This window comes from Chryseobacterium sp. ERMR1:04, from assembly GCF_001297705.1.
Classification (GTDB): Bacteria; Bacteroidota; Bacteroidia; order Flavobacteriales; family Weeksellaceae; genus Chryseobacterium.
In genome coordinates this window covers 110,340-127,818 of sequence record NZ_LIRF01000007.1, presented here as the reverse complement: position 1 = coordinate 127,818, position 17,479 = coordinate 110,340, and the positions used below count along the sequence as shown (strand labels likewise).

At 33.1% G+C, this 17,479-nt stretch carries 16 protein-coding genes; 9 read left to right on the top strand and 7 right to left on the bottom strand.

The window, feature by feature from the left end:
- Window positions 1-176: 176 nt before the first annotated feature.
- Window positions 177-2,990, bottom strand: coding sequence for a leucine--tRNA ligase (gene leuS, locus AMQ68_RS15325; RefSeq protein WP_054511507.1), 2,814 nt, complete (start codon window positions 2,988-2,990; stop codon window positions 177-179).
- A 180-nt stretch (window positions 2,991-3,170) separates the two neighbouring features.
- Entirely contained in the window at window positions 3,171-3,644 is a 474-nt protein-coding gene (locus AMQ68_RS15320; protein WP_054511506.1) for a lipocalin family protein, read from the bottom strand.
- Window positions 3,645-3,841: 197 nt separating this feature from the next.
- Between AMQ68_RS15320 and AMQ68_RS15315 the strand changes: the two genes are divergently transcribed.
- The 3 genes from AMQ68_RS15315 to AMQ68_RS15305 are packed head-to-tail and all read left to right on the top strand — an operon-like array spanning window position 3,842 to window position 6,327.
- Window positions 3,842-4,819, top strand: coding sequence for an acyltransferase (locus AMQ68_RS15315; protein ID WP_054511505.1), 978 nt, complete (start codon window positions 3,842-3,844; stop codon window positions 4,817-4,819).
- 51 nt (window positions 4,820-4,870) lie between these two features.
- Complete coding sequence (locus tag AMQ68_RS15310) at window positions 4,871-5,629, top strand: glycosyltransferase (RefSeq protein WP_054511504.1); 759 nt, start codon at window positions 4,871-4,873, stop codon at window positions 5,627-5,629.
- A complete protein-coding gene (locus AMQ68_RS15305; RefSeq protein ID WP_054511503.1) occupies window positions 5,629-6,327 on the top strand; it encodes a hypothetical protein in 699 nt (232 codons plus the stop codon). Before AMQ68_RS15310 ends, AMQ68_RS15305 begins: the two co-directional genes overlap by 1 nt.
- On the opposite strand, the gene AMQ68_RS15300 is transcribed toward AMQ68_RS15305, so the two are convergent.
- The 5 genes from AMQ68_RS15300 to AMQ68_RS15275 form a co-directional block, all read right to left on the bottom strand.
- Window positions 6,319-7,554: a 3-deoxy-D-manno-octulosonic acid transferase gene (locus AMQ68_RS15300; protein ID WP_082384111.1), complete on the bottom strand. Its 1,236-nt coding sequence runs from the start codon at window positions 7,552-7,554 to the stop codon at window positions 6,319-6,321. The two genes, AMQ68_RS15305 and AMQ68_RS15300, sit on opposite strands and share 9 nt — an antisense overlap.
- Window positions 7,555-7,565: 11 nt before the next feature.
- Window positions 7,566-8,036 (bottom strand): DUF1648 domain-containing protein, encoded by a 471-nt coding sequence (locus AMQ68_RS15295; RefSeq protein WP_054511501.1) that lies wholly within the window; start codon window positions 8,034-8,036, stop codon window positions 7,566-7,568.
- Window positions 8,037-8,038: 2 nt separating this feature from the next.
- The gene (locus AMQ68_RS15290; RefSeq protein WP_054511500.1) at window positions 8,039-8,755 is read right to left on the bottom strand and encodes a C40 family peptidase; all 717 of its coding nucleotides are present in this window, start codon (window positions 8,753-8,755) and stop codon (window positions 8,039-8,041) included.
- A 22-nt stretch (window positions 8,756-8,777) separates the two neighbouring features.
- The gene (locus tag AMQ68_RS15285) at window positions 8,778-9,425 is read right to left on the bottom strand and encodes an O-methyltransferase (RefSeq protein WP_054511499.1); all 648 of its coding nucleotides are present in this window, start codon (window positions 9,423-9,425) and stop codon (window positions 8,778-8,780) included.
- Between the two features lie 398 nt (window positions 9,426-9,823).
- A complete protein-coding gene (locus AMQ68_RS15275) occupies window positions 9,824-10,657 on the bottom strand; it encodes an OmpA family protein (protein WP_054511497.1) in 834 nt (277 codons plus the stop codon).
- 87 nt (window positions 10,658-10,744) lie between these two features.
- Between AMQ68_RS15275 and tilS the strand changes: the two genes are divergently transcribed.
- From tilS to AMQ68_RS15245, 6 genes are all read left to right on the top strand, one after another.
- Window positions 10,745-12,070, top strand: a complete 1,326-nt coding sequence (gene tilS / locus AMQ68_RS15270) for a tRNA lysidine(34) synthetase TilS (RefSeq protein ID WP_054511496.1) — start codon at window positions 10,745-10,747, stop codon at window positions 12,068-12,070.
- Complete coding sequence (locus tag AMQ68_RS15265; protein ID WP_054511495.1) at window positions 12,043-12,597, top strand: RNA polymerase sigma factor; 555 nt, start codon at window positions 12,043-12,045, stop codon at window positions 12,595-12,597. The genes tilS and AMQ68_RS15265 overlap by 28 nt, the downstream gene beginning before the upstream one ends.
- Before the next feature lie 88 nt (window positions 12,598-12,685).
- Window positions 12,686-13,648, top strand: coding sequence for a redoxin domain-containing protein (locus tag AMQ68_RS15260; protein WP_054511494.1), 963 nt, complete (start codon window positions 12,686-12,688; stop codon window positions 13,646-13,648).
- Between the two features lie 366 nt (window positions 13,649-14,014).
- Complete coding sequence (locus tag AMQ68_RS15255; RefSeq protein WP_054511493.1) at window positions 14,015-16,081, top strand: protein-disulfide reductase DsbD; 2,067 nt, start codon at window positions 14,015-14,017, stop codon at window positions 16,079-16,081.
- A gap of 285 nt (window positions 16,082-16,366) precedes the next feature.
- Window positions 16,367-16,882 (top strand): biopolymer transporter ExbD, encoded by a 516-nt coding sequence (locus AMQ68_RS15250; RefSeq protein WP_054511492.1) that lies wholly within the window; start codon window positions 16,367-16,369, stop codon window positions 16,880-16,882.
- A gap of 65 nt (window positions 16,883-16,947) precedes the next feature.
- The gene (locus tag AMQ68_RS15245; RefSeq protein ID WP_054511491.1) at window positions 16,948-17,469 is read left to right on the top strand and encodes a hypothetical protein; all 522 of its coding nucleotides are present in this window, start codon (window positions 16,948-16,950) and stop codon (window positions 17,467-17,469) included.
- Window positions 17,470-17,479: the final 10 nt, after the last annotated feature.

The following is a 17,479-nucleotide window of genomic DNA, read 5'->3' as shown; positions in this document are numbered from 1 at the left end:
ATGCAAGAGTCTTAAATAAACATTTTTGTTTTTTTTGATAAAGAAATTTTAATACGATTTCGATATTATAATTTTTTTTCAATTTTTTAATTATTTTCCTCAATTTTAACATTTATGTTAAAATATTAAAAAATTTAACCCCTCATTTTTTTTAAATTACCAATGTTAATTTTTTTTTAAATTACAATATTCACAATTCTGTGATGCACTACTATGATTTTTTTTGGTGCTTTCCCTTCCAGAATTTGTTGAATTTTATCATCCTTAATCACCAAATCTTCAACCTCCTTAGCAGATAATTGCGCAGATAGGGATAATTTAAATTTCATTTTACCATTTACACTTACCGGATACTGAATTTCGTCTTCTACTAAGTACGTTTCATCCAATTCCGGGAATTTTTCAAATTCAATAGAAGTATTGTGTCCTAACAGACTCCAAAGTTCTTCACAGATATGCGGTGCATACGGCGAAATGATAACGGCTAAAGGCTCTAGAATATTGCGTTTGTTGCATTTTAATTTTTGTAATTCATTTACAGCAATCATAAATGATGATACAGATGTATTGAAAGAGAAGTTTTCGATATCGTAAACCACTTTCTTTATTAATGTATGCAATACTTTATATTCCTCCTTTGTAGGTTCTTCATCAGAAACTTCAAAATTTTCTCCGTCGAAATATAAATTCCAGAATTTTTTCAAGAAACCATAGACTCCACTTAGACCTTGTGTATTCCAAGGCTTAGATTGCTCTAACGGACCTAAGAACATTTCGTACAACCTCAACCCGTCTGCTCCATATTCATTACAGATATCGTCAGGATTTACTACATTGTATTTAGACTTAGACATTTTTTCTACTTCACGGTCTGTGATGTATTTTCCGTCTTCTAAAATAAATTCAGCATCAGCATAATCTGGTCTCCAAGCTTTGAAAGCTTCCGTATCCAATTCATCAGAGGTTCCTTTTAATAAAGATACATCAACATGGATTTGCTGAGTTTGATATTCGCTTGCTATATTTTTAGAAACATACTGATTAGTCCCATCAATTCTATACACATAAGCACTCATCCCCAAAATCATCCCTTGGTTGATCAACTTTTGGAAAGGCTCATCATGATTCACATATCCACGATCTTTCATGAACATATTCCAGAAACGAGAATACAATAAGTGTCCGGTTGCGTGCTCGCTACCACCAATATATAAATCTACTTGTCCCCAATAATCGGTTAATTCTTTTTTAGCAAAAACCTCATCATTATTAGGATCCATATATCTAAGGAAATACCATGAGCTTCCTGCCCAACCCGGCATTGTAGATAATTCTAAAGGAAATACTGTTTTATCATCAATTAAGTCTGTAGCAACCACTTTCTGGTTGGCTTCATCCCAAGCAAAAGTTTTTGAATTTCCTAATGGCGGATCTCCATCTTCTGTTGGTAAATACTTTTCAACTTCAGGAAGTGCTAAAGGCAACGCAGAATTTGGCAATGTGTAAGGCATTCCATCTTTATAATAAATAGGAACCGGCTCTCCCCAATAACGTTGTCTTGAGAAAATGGCATCACGCTGTCTGTAATTTGTAGTTCCGTGACCAATTCCTTTTTTCTCAACGGCATCAATGATTAATGCTTTTGCTTCATCATAGCTTAACCCATTCAAGAAATCTGAATTTACACAAACACTTGTTTTAGAATCAAAAGATTTCTCCTGAACGTCTTCTTCAGTTTCCACCACTTTTTTAATTTCTAAACTAAATTTCTTCGCAAATCTGTGATCACGCTCGTCATGTGCAGGAACAGCCATTACAGCTCCTGTCCCATACCCCATCAATACGTAATCTGAAATATAGATCGGCATCTTTTCATTACTGAAAGGATTAATCGCATAACTTCCTGTGAAAGCTCCCGAAACGTTTTTCACGTCAGACATTCTGTCTCTTTCGGACTTCTTAGAAGTTTCTTCAATATAATTGTCTACCTCAGCTTTTTGCTCTGCTGTAGTAATAGTTTCCACTAAAGGATTTTCTGGCGCCAACACCATAAATGTTGCTCCGAAAATAGTATCAGGTCTTGTGGTGAAAACCTCAACGATTTCGTCGTGAGAATCAATATTAAACTGAACCTGAGCACCCTGAGATTTTCCGATCCAGTATTCCTGAGCGTCTTTCAAGGGTTGTGGCCAGTCTAATGTTTTAAGACCTTGCAACAATCTTTCAGAATATGCAGAAATTCTCATGCTCCACTGCATCATCTTCTTTTGGAAAACAGGGAAACCTCCTCTTTCAGATTTTCCGTCTTTTATCTCATCGTTTGCCAACACGGTTCCTAAAGCAGGACACCAGTTTACCGTAGTTTCTGCTCTGAAAGACAAACGGTAGTTTAATAAGATATCTTCTTTATCTATTTCAGATGCTTCTTTCCACTCTTCTGCCGTGAAATTTAATTCTTCGTTTTGATTGGCATTTACATCCAATGATCCATTCTCTTCAAAATGCTTGATCAATGTTTCGATAGATTCTGCCTTGTCTGTATTTTTATTATACCAAGAGTGGAACAATTGAATAAAAATCCATTGTGTCCATTTATAATAAGAAGCATCAGAAGTCCTTACTTCTCTACCCCAATCGAATGAAAAACCAATTTTTCTTAATTGCTCTTCATATCTGTTAATATTCTGTTCTGTTGTAACGGCAGGATGCTGCCCTGTTTGAATTGCGTATTGCTCAGCAGGAAGTCCGAAACTATCGTAACCAACCGGGTGGAGAACATTAAACCCTTGATGTCTTTTATATCTCGCATAAATATCTGATGCAATATATCCCAGCGGGTGACCCACATGAAGCCCCGCCCCCGATGGATACGGAAACATATCGAGAACATAAAATTTTGGTTTATCTGTGTTATTGGAAGTTTTATACGTTTGATTGTCTTCCCAGTATTTCTGCCACTTTTTTTCTATCTGCTGATGATCGTAAAACACGTTATTATTGATATTAGATGTTAGACTCTAGATGTTAGAATAATTTTAACTCTAGTTTTCACAAAAATAATGATTTTAAAAGAAATGCAACTTTAATTTTTGATTAATTATAATGCATACCCAAACAAAAAAATCTCATCCGAAGATGAGACCTTTTATTATGTATTTAACGATTACTTATTATTGAGGAATTCTCTTAAAAGTATAGGTTCTTGTCTTATATATGGTAGGATCAGAAGTTTCTTCTCTTATAGCAAGGTTCATTGTAGTTTCATTAAGAGTAACTACCTTACCGTTAGATGGTTCTACAGTACCTTGATATTTTATCTGTATTGTTTTTGCACTACTGTCATATACATAATTGAAATTTTGACTTGATGATATAGCACACACTCCAGGTGTAGCGGTGTCATTCCATTCAATTCTTTGTCCTAATGCATCCGTATTAAACCTCCATCTGGATTCTTTCTGACAGTCGGTATACGTAATAACATCTGTAACGGGATCTTCTCCTATTTCTACAGTCGTAACAACCTCTTTCAATGGCTGCCAAACTCCTCTGATTGGAGATAGAACTACTTCATCGTCATCCTTAGTACACCCTGTAGCTACAAATAATGATAAACCTGCAAATAGTAAAACTAATTTCTTCATGTATCAAATTTTTCAAGCGCTAAAATTATAATTTTTTTGATTTACTTAATAGTTTTTTGTGAAAAATTATTTCAAAAACCAATATTTTTAAAATTGTTACTGCTCATTCCTGCAATATTACCTCTATTTAACAAATATTGAACTATATGATAGTGTTATATATTTACTAAAAAAGTTATTTTTGTAGAAAAATACAAATGCAAGATATCGCGAAAAATAATTTTGACTTCATCCGTGTTCTCCTCGCTTTCATCGTTTTTGTTGGACATTTAGGCTTTCTAAGTGCATCACCTTCCCTTGAGTTCCTAAAACATAGCCCTGTAGAAGTGGGTGTTTTTGCATTTTTCATCGTTAGTGGTTTTTTAATTGCACGAAGCTATGAAAGAACAAGTACCCTGAAGAAATACATCAAAAAAAGACTGAATAGAATTCTTCCCGGCTATTGGCTGGTTGTAGTTTTATGTACTATATTATTAAGCTTAGTGAGCACGCTCTCCTTTGCGGAATACTTCACCAACTCCCAAACCTATAAATATCTTTTCTGGAACTCAGCATTTATGAACTTTATGGCGCCCAACCTTCCGGGAGTTTTCGGGAATGGAGCTGTAAACGGTGCCCTTTGGACCTTAAAAATTGAAATGTGTTTTTACTTTTTAGTTCCGGTACTTTTCCTGTTCTTTGGAAAGAATAATAAATATAGAAATGTAAGTTTAATAGTATTTTATTTTCTTTCATTAATTTATCTTAATTATTTTGAGATGACTGGCAGAGTAGAAATTTCCAGACAAATTCCGGGAGCTTTATGCTATTTCATTGGCGGAATGTTGGTGTATTTTAATTTTGAAAAATTTATTAAACATAAAAATATCCTTTTTATCATCGCCATTCTAACGGTTTGGATTGATTTGATTTTTAAAATTAAATTATTCTCACCCATCATGATAAGCATCATCGTTCTGTATATCGCCTATTCTCTTAAGTTTTTAAATAACTTCGGAAAATATGGAGATTTCACGTATGGTATTTACATCTTCCACTTCCCTATTATCCGAGTATTTGCTACATTAGGCTTATTTGCCAATTACAATCCTTATTTCATGGCGTTTGTATGCATGCTTGTTGTTATAGGAGTCGGAGTATGCTCATGGCATCTTTACGAAAAAAGATTTTTATAATTTTAAGAGTCCCTCATCCAACTTTAAATCTATTTATATTACTTTGCACAAATGAAAGACCTTGTTTCCATCATCACTCCCTGCTATAATTCTGCAGAATTTATAGAAGAAACGATACAATCTGTCCTCAACCAAACCTATGAAAACTGGGAATGGCTGATAACGGACGACCTTTCTAAAGACAATACCGTAGAGATCATCAAGAAATACAATGATCCCAGAATAAAACTGGAAGCATTAGAGAAAAACGGAGGCGCAGGAAATGCAAGAAATAAAAGCCTGGAAAGAGCCCAAGGAAGATATATTGCGTTTCTGGATTCGGACGACTTATGGTATCCTGAATACTTGGAAACAATGACGGATTATATGCAGGAAAATAACGTAGAACTTGTTTATTGTAATTATTCAAGATGTGATGAACATACCATGCAGCCTATTTTAAAGGATTATCTTGCTGATAAGATCGTTACTTTCTCAAACTTGCTGAAGACTTGCAGACTCGCACCGGTTTCCACGATGTATGATACCCAAAGAGTAGGTAAATTTTTCTTTCCCATAAAAAGCAAACGTGAAGACCATGTAATGTGGTTGAATTTATTAAAAGAAATCCCCAAAGGCTATCCCGTAAAAAAGACATTAGCAAAATATAGAATGCGCGAAAACAGCGTTTCCAGAAAGAAAAAAAATATCATTAAAGACCAATATTTGGTGTACAAAGATTTTATGGAATTCTCTACTGTAAAATCATTGTATTACACGGCCAATTGGGCATTAAATGGGTTTCTTAAATATTCAAAAATTTTTAATTAATGGAGTATTCAAAAGAATTTAAAGCGGCTTTAAGTAATTTTTCTCCTGTAGAAAAAGACCGTCTTATTTTCAGATTATTAAAGAAGGATAAACTTTTGTCTAAAAAACTGTATTTCGAATTGATTGATACAGAAACAACCGATGACAAAAGAGATGCAATGGAAGAAAATGTAAAGGAGAAAGTTCTTTTGGCTTCAAAATACATTGGAAATCAAAAATATTTCCAAACCATTATCAGAAAGATCAGTGCCGAAATAACAGAACACATAAAGATAACGACCGATAAGTTTGGAGAAATCTCTCTGCATATATTACTCATCAATGAAATTCTGGAAAACAACGAAGAACTTGGTAGACAAAGATTGACATGTTACAGCTTTATATTACTCATCAATGAAATTCTGGAAAACAACGAAGAACTTGGTAGACAAAGATTTGACAATGTTTACAAGCTTTATCTTTATATCATCAATAAAATATTCCGAGCATTAATTTTAGCAAAAAAATTAGATGAAGATTACTGGATGGAGATTGATGAACTTTTAGAAAATCTTGATAAGAAAATCAACAGCAATACGTATCTACAAAAGCTTTGTATTAATAATGGTTTAGATTTTAATTGGCTGAAATGTGAAAACATTCCGGATAATTTAGATCAGATTATGAAAGAAATAAAAAGTCAGGGATTTTTAAGATAGAATTTTCTTGAGGATAATTTCGGTTGAATTAGGTTTTTCATCCACAAATTTCTTAGCATTTGCAGACATTTCCGCTAGTACTTCTTCATTCTCATCATTGAGAAGAAATAGTGCGAAGTCGGCTGCAACATTTTCTTCATCAAAAGATTTTCCGCCGTTAGCTGAGATCAAATCATCTGCTTCGGGATTTTTCTTATAATGATCTCCAAAAATCACTGGCGCTCCGAAAGTTGCTGCTTCCAGAATATTATGTAAACCTGCATCGTGGAAACCTCCTCCCACCACTGCAACATCAGCGTAAGAATAGAGTTTTGACAATAACCCAATACTGTCGATGATAAGCAAACGATGATGATTAAATGATGACTGATTTGCAATTTCACTATACAACAAAGTATCAGAAAAAATTTCTCTTAAATTCTGAACCCTTTTGAGATCGTGAGGAGCAATAATAATTTTAACATACGGATTCGCCTTTAAAATAATGTCCGCTATCTTTTCTTCCGAACCCCAAGAACTTCCGAAAACAATAGTCTTATTCCCATCAATAAATTCGTTGATATACTTCACATGATTGTCTCTTTCTCGAAGCTGCTTCACACGATCAAATCTTGTATCCCCTGCTATCGAAGAACGCTCTAAGCCTACACTTTTTGCAAGTGCAAAAGACATTTCTGTTTGATGAAAAAACCAATCAATATTATTTTTCAACTGTCTTACAAACCATTTTCCGTACGAGGTAAAGAAAGCCTGATTCTCATAAAACAAAGCAGAAATAACATAGGTTTTTGCACCCTGCTCTTTTAATTCAGCCAAAAGATGATACCAGTAATCATATTTCACCGTAAAAAATAGTTCAGTTTCAAACTGGGAAATAAAGTCTTTTACTGTTGATTTTTTATCGAAAGGCAAATAACAGATACAGTCAGCAATATGTTTCTTTTTAATAACATTTTCATAGCCAGATGGTGAGAAAAAAGTAACTAAAATTTTATGTGTCGGAAATTCTTTTTTCAGTTTTTCTAACACTGGCAACCCTTGCTCATACTCGCCCAAGCTTGCAGCATGCATCCAGATTACTTTATCAGATGTAGAAAATTTAGACTTAATAATATGGATAGATTGCTTCCTTCCTTCAACGCCTTTTTTAGTTTTATCATTAAACAACGAAAAAACCTTCATTCCGAAGATGAGAAGATTAACAAATATGGTGTAGAGAAATTTCAAACCTGGTTATTTTAATGATTAGCCTTATTTCTTATTCCCTCCTGAATTGATTTTACAAGACCAACTCCAATCACCGCAAATAATAATCCCACAATAAAAAAAACAAGTTCGCTTAGCTTAGCCTGTTTGCCTTCTGCAATACGGATACTTTCTATAACAATGTCCAAGAACAAAAGCATTACAGGAAACTGAATAGAATATAAGTATAGTTCTAACGTCTTTTTATTTCGAAAACTTTTCGGAACGTTTAATAAAGTAGAATTAGGTTCTCTCGAGAGTCCTGCAAAGAGAACCGAAATAAATGTAGCGATACATGGTACAGCCCAAATTGCCGCCTTTCCGGCTTCCCCATCTACATTACCCTGAAAATTAAAATGGGTAGGAATACTATCAGGTAATCCAGCATATTTCATTCCTGTAAAAGCCCAAATTACGATAAGTAAAAGAGTATTTACAATTAATAATATGCTCGAGATTTTCATATTTAAATGATACTTTTAATCACTCTTAATTTATGAGTATGCTGATTCAGTTCTTTATTAAAAATCCCTGTAGAATCTAAGGTATCAATTCTTACTTTTCCGGAAGCATGAATAATTCTTTGATTATCGAGCATGATTCCTACATGAATAATTTTACCATCAGCATTCTCAAAAAAAGCAAGGTCTCCAGGCTGACTTTCTTCCACGAAACTTAATGTCTCCCCTACTTCTGCCTGCTGAGATGCATCTCTCGGTAATTTCACATGATGAACTTTGTAAACCAACTGTGTAAAACCAGAACAATCTACTGCGAAAAAACTTTTCCCGCCCCATAAATAAGGGACGTTAAGAAATTCTTTTGCTGTTAAAGCAATACTTTCACGGGTATCATGACTTCTTCTGGAAGCTACAGCAGGAAATTCAACCTCAGAACCCATAGAAAGCAATGTCTTCCCATCATTCATCAGCACAGAAGAAAAATCTTCAGTGATTAAGGTTACTTTTCTATTCGCCAGCTCTTCGTCTGTTACAGGCCTTATTTGTTTGGTATCCATCCATCCTTCATAGCCATCATAATGCATTTTTATCTTGGTCCAGTTTTTATTCACTTCCAAAATATCTGCACTTTCTCCAAACAATATTTCAGTAACAATTTCAGCTTTGTCAGAATTTTCTGCGCGCACTGGTGCTACTGTAACAATACAAATTCCTTTATTCATAATTTTTTAGATAATAAATATCTTATATCTTTCTTAGGAAATTCACTCCGTCACGCAAAGGTAAAATAAGATTTTCAAAATCATTATCTTTTGCGATCAAATCGTTTAGTTCCTTGATGATTTGAGTAGATTTTTGCTTCGGATTTTCTTCCAGTACTTTACCATACCAAAGAACATTATCAAACAATACCACTGAACCCGATTGTGTTCTAGGCTTAATTAATCTAAAATACTCTGCATAATTTTCTTTATCAGCATCAATAAAAACAAGATCAAAAATCTCATCCGTTTCCTTTAAAAACTCTTTTGCATCCTGAAGTTTAAAGTTGATCTGACTAGAATATTCACTTTCCTGGAAGTATTTTTTTGGTAAATAAGCAAGATCTTCATTGACATCCAACGTTGTTATTTTTCCGTCTTTTGCTAAACCAGCCGTCAAACATAAAGTTGCATACCCTGTGAAAGTTCCAATTTCCAACACATTTTTAGGTTGTAACATCTGAGAAATTATGGTTAAAAGTCTCCCTTGTTGATATCCCGAAATCATATGAGGCTGCGTCGTCTTCTGGAAGGTTTCTTTTCTTAATTTTTTCAGAATTTCAGGTTCGGAAGATCCGTGTGTTTCCAAATACCTGTCCATTTCTGGATTCTTTTCTTCAAAAAAGCTCATTCTACAAATTTTTGTGATTCAAATTTAACTAAATATAAGGAAAAAGAATAAATTTTGAGGCAAACATTCTCCCAAAGACAGGGAAAGCCCCATGTCAATTACCGTAAAAACACGGATGTTTTTTCATCTGTCATTGTAATACCTTTGCAAAGACGGGTAGAAACACTAAGAAAAAAAATAACAATGAAGGTAGGGGAAAAACAAATAAACACTAAGAATCAGAAGACCGCAGTGTCCCCGGACAAGGCGGCTTCTTCTGTGAAAAAAACTAAACCAGGAATATCCTCTTCATTTTTCCAAAGAATTATTTCCTTATTGAAAAAAGAAGAATTAATTTGATTAAAAAAATAACTCCCGAATTTCTTCGGGAGTTATTTTGTATGTAGAATTTGAAATTCTTATTTCTTAGGAGCAATATCCATCAACTTCATGAATTCATCAAGCTTAGGCATAATGATAATTTCTGTTCTTCTGTTTTCTGCTCTACCTGAAACGCTCATGTTTGTCGCTTTAGGATTGTATTCAGAACGTCCACCTGCTGTAATTCTTGCAGGATCAACTCCAAATTGAGACTGTAAAACTTTAGCAACCGATGTACCTCTTAATGCAGAAAGATCCCAGTTGTCTCTTGGTAAGTTTGGAGAACTTAAAGGAGAGTTATCTGTATTACCTTCAATTAATACTGAATATTTATCGTAATCATTAATTACTTTAGCCACTTTTCCTAATACTTCCTGAGCTGCAGGCAATACATTGTAGTCACCCACTTTATATAACATTTTGTCTGAAAGCGAGATCATCACTACCCCTTTCAATACTTTTACCTGAACATCATCGTCTGTTACATTATCCAAAGATCTTTTCAGTTTGTTCGATAATGCTAAGTTTAAACTGTCATTTTTAGCATTATTAGAAATCAGTTGTTTGATGTAAGAGTTTGAAGAATTGATCTCACTTACTAGCTTATCAATATTTGCAGAACTTTTACCTGTATTAGACAAACAAGCATCTAATGATGATTTTAAAGCATCATGCTGACTTTTTAGTAAATTATTCTCACCTGACAATGCAGAGTTTTGAGACTTCAGATCCTGAATCTCTCTCTGTCTTTCGCCAATGTTTTCAATACATTGCTTATAGTTTGAACTTAGAGCATCGTATTGCTTTTTGCTTATACAAGATGTCATCCCCAACGCCATCGCAGAAACTGCTAGAATTTTAATAATCTTCATAAATAATCTTTTTTAGACGAATCAAATTTAGGAAAATTCATTTTAATTATATGGGTTATCTTTGTACAAAAGAAATTATCAACCTAGATGTTGAAAAAATTACGTTTTAGAGATCAATTAGAAAATCTTATTCACAATCCGGAAAACCACACTTATTTATTAGCAGTGAGTGGCGGTGCTGATTCTATGGTGCTGGCTTATTTGTTTCAAAACTCTGGATTTTCCTTTCATATAGCTCATATCAACTATAAACTTCGCAGTGAAGATTCTAACCTCGACCAAAAAGTTGTTCAGGATTTTTGTGAGAAAAACAAGATTCCTTTTCATTTATATGAAGTTTCAGAAAAAGATCAAAAACCGGACAATTCTATTCAGCTTTGGGCAAGAGAGCTCCGCTATGCTTTCTTTAAAAATATTCAGCAACAGGAAAAATTAGAATTTTTAGTGACTGCACATCATTTGAATGACCAATTGGAAACATTCATCATCAATCTTTCAAAAGCAGCCGGAATTAATGGTTTAAGTGGAATCCCTTCCAATGACAATAATATCCTTCGTCCTCTTTTATCCTTTTCAAAAGAAGATATTTACGAGTTTGCAAAAGAAAACAGCGTTGAATTTCGTGAAGATCTTTCTAATAAGAAAAGTGATTACTTAAGAAATAAAATCAGAAACGAGATTGTTCCCAAGCTTTTAGAAACCAACGACCATTTTTTGGAAAACTTCAAAAAAAGCTCTTCTTACTTAAATCAGACCAAAGATTTTGTTCAACATCAAATTAAAGAAATAGAAAATAAGCTTTCAACATTTAACAAAGACCATAAAATTGTATCCAAAGAAAAGCTGGATCAGGAAAGTGATTTTGTAAAGTTTGAGATTTTAAAGAAATACGGTTTTAATCAGGAAGAGGAAATTTCTAAAATTTTCAAAGCTGAAAATGGAAGTTCTTTTTTTTCAAAAGAGTATCAATTGATTATCAATAGAAATGAATTGGTTTTCTCACCTCTCAAAATATCAGACATTCCGAATGAAATCCCTCAGGAAATTATTTTAAAGATCAATGAAGATCAAGAAATAGAAATTTCTGAAAATATAGAGTTGCAGATTTCAAGTTCTCAATCTTTAGAATGGATTTTAGATATTGAAAAAGTAAATCTTCCTTTAAAGCTAAGAAAGAAGGTAGAAGGCGATGTATTTTTCCCTATCGGAATGGCAGGAAAAAAGAAGATTTCAAAATTTCTGAGAGATGAAAAATTATCTTTTCTGGAAAAAGAAAACGCTTGGTTACTGTGCGATGCCACAGATCAGATTTTAGGAATATTACCTTATAGACAAGATCGAAGGTTTTCTGCCGGCAAGCAGACTCAAAAAATGTTGAAAATAAAATGGACAGAAAAACAACAAATACTCTAGCAATAGATGATTTTAAGAGAAACAGCAATGTAGCTTTTGCCATTTTATATCAACAATACTTTACTTACACTAAAAAATTTGTTCTTAATAACAAAGGGAATCTAGAGGATGCCGAAGACATTTTTCAGGATTCACTGGTTATTTTATACGAAAAATTATTTACTGACGACTTTAAAACGCACACCTGTCTTGGTTATTACATTTCAGGAATTTCTAAAAACTTATGGTTGAAAAAGCTGAGAAATAAACAGTTTCTCATAGAAATTCCGGAAAACTATTACGCTACTCATCAAGAAGAAATCAATTTAGCGATTGAAAACGAGCGGGATTATTGGGATAGACTTAACGGTTACATTAATTCTATTTCTACGCATTGTAAAAACTTAATTCAGGATATTTTTATGAAAAATAAAAGCATTGAGGAGATCCAAAGCAAATATCGATATTCCAGCAAGCATAATGCCCAAAACCAGAAGCATAAATGTGTAGAACAAATTAGAAAAATTAAAAACAACGACAATTTTTAAAACTGATATACAATACTTTACAAAATAAATCAAAAACGTTGGGTGATTTTTTCCGGGTTTCTGGAACCTAATAATAAATATCAACATTATGTTTAAAACAATTGTATTCAGTCTGTGCTTGCTAATAGGAATTTCCGCTAGCGCACAAAGCAAAACAGGAATTGACTTTCAAAAAATTGATTTGGAAGCCGCAAAAAAGATTGCAAAAAAAGAAAACAAGCTCATTTTTATAGACATATACACCACTTGGTGTGGCCCATGTAAACTGATGCAGAAAAATACCTTTACCAATCCTAAAGTTGGAGAATTATTCAACAAAAACTTTGTAAACCTTGCTATAGATGCAGAAAAAGAAGGCGTTGCATTGGCAAAAGAATTTAAAATTGTTAATTTTCCATCATTCTTATTTTTAGATGCTACGGGAAAATTGGTTCAATATGACTTTGGATATTATAATGCGGAGCAGTTTTCAACAGTTGGAATGGCCGTTTTAGATAAAATTTCAACGCAAGCAACACCAAAAACGTTAGACATGGTGAAAGGAAAAATGGTTGGAGATAAAATTGCTGATTTTTCGGCAAAAGATCATTTAGGAAATACATTTTCCTCAGCAAAAGAAAAGGAAAAACTGATTTTAGTTTTTATCCGTGGACAATGGTGCCCTTACTGTAATAAATATATTGAATCGCTTCAAAATTTAGCTCCGCAATTAAAAGCTAAGAATGCAAGATTAGTTATTATCTCTCCTGAAAAACCAGAATTTATAGAAAAAACGCTTTCTAAAACAAAAACAGGATATACCGTTTTATATGATGAAGGGTATAAAATTGCAGAAGCTTTTGATGTTCTCTATACTCCGGATAGTAAGACTCTTGACTTTTATAATTCAAAATTACAAGATCAGTTTACAAAAAGTAGATCAGACAATTCGGGAAGACTGCCTGTTTCTGCAACCTATATTCTTGATGAAAACAAAGTGATCTCTTGGAGACATTTTAATCCGGATTATAAAGAGAGAGCTTCAACAGAAGATATCCTGAAGCAACTGTAAAATATTCTGGCGTGAGAAATCAGTGATATTTGATTATTATGGATTTTTTCACAGCATTATTGAACGTATTGAGAAAATCAATAGAAGCTATTTTACACAACATTTTGATTCAAAAAAATACGTATTTCTGTTACTGCTAAGGTAAATACATGCGCGAACATCTTTTATAGAAAGGTTTGTTAGAAAAAAGAGAGTTCCTTCGTTTTTTTAAGGACGAAAAATTAGCTATTTTAGCGAAGAAAAAAAATGGATCTTATACCTAAAGAAAAAATTCTATTCTTGGAATTCTATCATTTAGAGAAGGCAAACCATAGGCAAGGGATGAGAAAACGAAACAATATTCTCGAAATTTTTAATTAAAGTAAAATGAAATTTAAAAACTGGTTTTTATTAATTCTGCTGTTTTTAGCAACAGGAATTAATGCACAAATCAAAAATCCTGTAAAATTTAAACTTACGGTTAACGAATTAGGAAACAACCAATATGAAGCCGTGTTGAATGCAACCATGGAAAGCGGTTGGCATATTTATTCTAAAGACATTCCTGAAGATACCGGAATTCCGACAGAATATAAAGTTTCAGGTAAAAATATCGAACTGATTGGGAAGTTTACGGAAACAGGTAAAAAACATGAAGAATTTTCTGAAGCTTTTGGCGGAAAGATCATCTTCTATTCCAACAGCGCAGGTTTTAAGCAAAAGTTTAAATTAAAAGACGGAACAAAACCTGGTGATGTAGTAGCAGAAATTACTTATCAAACTTGTGACGACCGTGTTTGTCTTGCTCCGAATACGTTAGAATTCACTCAAAAAGTGACTCCAAAAGGAGCTACCGAAGAAGTTACTGCCGACATAGTGGAACCTGCTAAAGATTCTGTTAAAATGGTTGAAACAGTAACTGCTGATCCTGGAAAAGGAGAAATGACGGTAAAAGAAGTTTCAAAATTAGATCCAAAACAATTAAAAATAGAGTCTATTGATTTCCAAAAACCTTTAACAGATTGCGGAACAGCTGCTGTAAAAGACAGTGAAAATTATTGGACCTACTTATTCCTAGGGTTTATCGGAGGATTGATTGCATTATTAACACCGTGCGTTTTCCCAATGATTCCTCTAACAGTTTCTTTCTTTACAAAAGGAAACAAAGACAAATCAAAAGGGAAAAGAGATGCACTGATGTACGGATTTTTCATTCTCTTGATCTTTGTTTTATTAAGCGTTCCTTTCCATTTAATTGACGGAATTGCAGGAAACGTCTTCAATGAAATTTCTACAAGCATTTGGTTGAATATTGTATTCTTTATCGTATTCATCTTCTTCGCGGGAAGTTTCTTTGGGTATTACGACATTTCATTACCAAGTTCTATCGCCAATAAATCTTCAAAAGCAGAAGAAGCTGGGGGAATCATCGGTATATTCTTTATGGCATTAACCTTGGTGATTGTATCTTTCTCTTGTACAGGTCCTATTTTAGGAAGTTTATTAGGCGGATCATTATCGGGTTCATCTCATATTCCAACGCTATTAACATTAGCTTTAACAGGATTTGGTTTGGCTTGGGCAATTATTTTCGGATTGCTGGCACTATTCCCACAAGCATTACAAAGCCTTCCAAAATCTGGAGGATGGATGAATACGGTAAAAGTTGTTTTAGGATTTATAGAACTAGCCTTAGCGTTGAAATTCTTATCAAAAGCAGATTTAGTTTCTAAGACTTTCTTATTAAAAAGAGAACTGTTCATCGGAATATGGATCATTATTGCAATCGGATTAGCATTATATTTATTCGGGATTATAAGATTTCCACACGACGATAAGAAACCTAAAATCTCTATCGGTAGAAAAATTTTAGGCGTATTAGGAATTGGTTTCGTTATTTATATGATTCAAGGATTAGTTCCTTCCGAACGTCCGAAACTGCAATTATTAAGCGGAATTTTGCCTCCATTGAATGTTAGCTATTTCCACGATGAAAAAGATGGAATTCTAGGAATGCATCCTGAACATGACTTCTTCAAAGCCCTTGAATTAGCTAAAAAAGAAGATAAACCAGTTTTAATTGACTTCACGGGTTATGGTTGTGAAAACTGTAGAAAAATGGAAGAATTCGTTTGGAGTGAACCAGACATCTTACCTATTCTTCAAAATGATATTGTGTTGGCTTCATTATATGTTGATGACAAAGAAGAACTTCCTGAAGATCAAAAAACTAAGATTGATGTAGGTGAAGGTCAGGTTAAGAAAGTAAAAACCATTGGAGACCGATGGAGTTTGTTCCAACAAGTGAATTTTAATAACAACTCTCAACCACACTATGTTTTGATAACCCCAGACGGAAAAGTGATCAACGCTCCGGTTTCAGGATATATGCCGAAAGAAGATTTCAAAAAATTCTTGGAATGTGGTGTTAATTATTACAAAAAGAATAAATAAAAATTTCAAAATATTATTTAAAAACTCATACTGAAAAGTGTGAGTTTTTTTGTTGCAAAAATATCAGATAAACGAGTTTAACAAAACCATAATCAAACACTTAAAATATCACAAAACTTTATACAATTAAAACAGAAAACAAGATAACATTAATAATTAGTAATCATTTTTGAGTATTTTATACCATTTACTTAATTTAGGTATGAACTTTGTATTGATTCCTTCAAATAAAGAAAAACAATTCACTCTTTATCACAAACTGTTTAACACTTAAAATTAGTAATCATGGCTGAAGTAATTGCACAAGAAAAACAAGGAGGCAAACAAAAGAAAAAATTAATCCGAGTTGACATGACTCCAATGGTAGATTTAGGGTTTTTATTAATTACCTTTTTTATGTTTACCACCAACTTTACAAAACCTAACGTGATGGATCTGGGATTGCCTGCGAAAAGTCCAACACCAACAACAAACGTAGTTGATGTTAAAAACCAAGTAACGTTTATTCTTGGAAAAGACAACAGAGTATTCTATCATCAACAAGACAAACAAGACTTAAATACAGGAAATTTAAAAGAAACAGATTTTAGCGGTGTGAAGATTTCAAAGATTATTTCTGAGGCTTATCAAAATGCACCAGCTAAAGAAAATTTCACAATTATTATTGAACCTACCGACAAAGCGAACTACAAAAATTTCGTAGACATCTTAGATAATATCGCGATTTCTAAAAAAGAACGATACGGAGTTACAGACATAAAACCTTGGGAAAAGAAAGTTTACGAGGAATTAGTAAAATAATACGAAAAGGGCATTTTTAAAATGCTCTTTTTTATTTACATTTGATATTATAATTTTAAGTATTGATGAAAAATCTAATAACCGCAATTGCGATCAGCACTTTATTTGTTTCATGTTCAAAAAAAGAAGCACAATCTACTCCCAACCCATCAGACAGTACAAAAATCATTGATTCTATTAATGCAGTCAGAACAAAAATGAATGACAGTATTAAAGCTAAAAACAGCGAAAATAATTTTAAAGATTTTAGTGGAGATCATAAATTTACCTACCAAAGTCAAAATTCATCAATACAATCAGGTTCTGTAAATTTCAAAAAAATGGGTAGAGATGATTATGATGTTTCAGGAAACATTAAATTCGGGAAAGATTTTATAACCATTAAAGGATCTGCAATTGTTGTTTCCCCTAAACATATGAACTTCACAGGAGAGATTACGCAGCGTATTTCTTCAAACGACAACGGAAAACCTTATACCCGAAAAGGAACAAAAACATTTATGTCTAAAGATGGCGGAAAAACATGGAGACTACAGGATATGGTAAACGGTTCGGGATTTGTTGATTATATTGACATTCACTTTTAATATCTGAAAC